Source organism: Streptomyces sp. WAC06614, from assembly GCF_003949795.1.
Classification (GTDB): domain Bacteria; phylum Actinomycetota; class Actinomycetes; order Streptomycetales; family Streptomycetaceae; genus Streptomyces.
In genome coordinates this window covers 1-1,255 of the sequence record NZ_RPRY01000686.1, presented here as the reverse complement: position 1 = coordinate 1,255, position 1,255 = coordinate 1, and the positions used below count along the sequence as shown (strand labels likewise).

At 73.9% G+C, this 1,255-nt stretch carries 1 protein-coding gene; it reads right to left on the bottom strand.

Annotated elements, in window-relative coordinates; genetic code table 11:
* Positions 1-1,255 (bottom strand): M20/M25/M40 family metallo-hydrolase (locus EF918_RS35880; protein ID WP_260611014.1); only part of this gene is annotated, 1,255 nt, incomplete at both ends.

The following is a 1,255-nucleotide window of genomic DNA, read 5'->3' as shown; positions in this document are numbered from 1 at the left end:
CGCGCTCGGCGTCGGTGAGCTCGGCGATGTTGTCGTAGAAGCCGGGGATCGTCACCCGCTCGTCGGCGTCGTGCAGGGCGGCGACCAGGCGGGCGGCGACGGTGGCCGGGTTGGGCACGGCGCCGCCCGCCTGGTCGCCCCACAGGTAGGCGGCGGTCTCCACGCCCTTGAGCAGCAGGTCCAGCTCGACCTTCTCGTTCGGCGCGTGCCAGCCGTCGGACGGCACCGAGATGCCGAGGAAGAGCACCGGGGCGCCGAGGACGTCCTGGAGGTCGGCGGCCGGACCGGAACCACCCTCACGCGTGAACCGGACCTTCTGGCCGAACGCGCGGCCCATGGCCCGTACGACGGACTGGAGGGCCGGGTGGTCCAGCGGGGTCAGGCAGGGGCGGGTCGGGGCGCCGAAGACGATCGAGTGCCGGATCCCGGCGGGGATCCGGGCGGCCACCCAGTTGCGGACGGCGGCCTCGACCTCGTACGGGTCCTGGCCGGAGACCAGCCGGAACGAGAGCTTCAGCTGCGCGGAGGACGGCACGATCGTCTTGCCGCCGGGCCCCTGGTAGCCGCCGCCGATGCCGTTGACCTCGGCCGTCGGACGGGCCCAGACCCGCTCCAGGGTGGAGTAGCCGGCCTCGCCGAGGGTGGCGTGCGACTTGGCGGCGCGCAGCCACTCGGCCTCGTCGAAGGGCAGCTCGGCGATGAGCTCGCGCTCGGCGTCGGTGAGCTCGGCGATGTTGTCGTAGAAGCCGGGGATCGTCACCCGCTCGTCGGCGTCGTGCAGGGCGGCGACCAGGCGGGCGGCGACGGTGGCCGGGTTGGGCACGGCGCCGCCGAAGGCGCCGGAGTGGATGTCCTGGTCGGGGCCGTGCAGCTCGATCTCGCAGTCGGCGATGCCGCGCATGCCGGTACAGACGGTGGGGGTGGTCTCGGACCACATGCCGGTGTCGGAGACGATCACGACGTCGGCGGCGAGCCGGGCCGCCCCGCGCTCGACGAGGTCGCGGAAGTGGGTGGAGCCGGACTCCTCCTCACCCTCGATCAAGAGCTTGAGGTTGACGGCGGGGGCGGTACGGCCGGTGGCGGCGAGGTGGGCGCGCACGCCCAGGGTGTGGAAGAAGACCTGGCCCTTGTCGTCGGCCGCGCCCCGGGCGTACATGCGGCCGTCGCGGACCACCGGCTCGAAGGGGTCGGTGTGCCAGCCGTCGGCGCGGGCGGCGGGCTGGACGTCGTGGTGGCCGTAGACGAGGACGGTGGG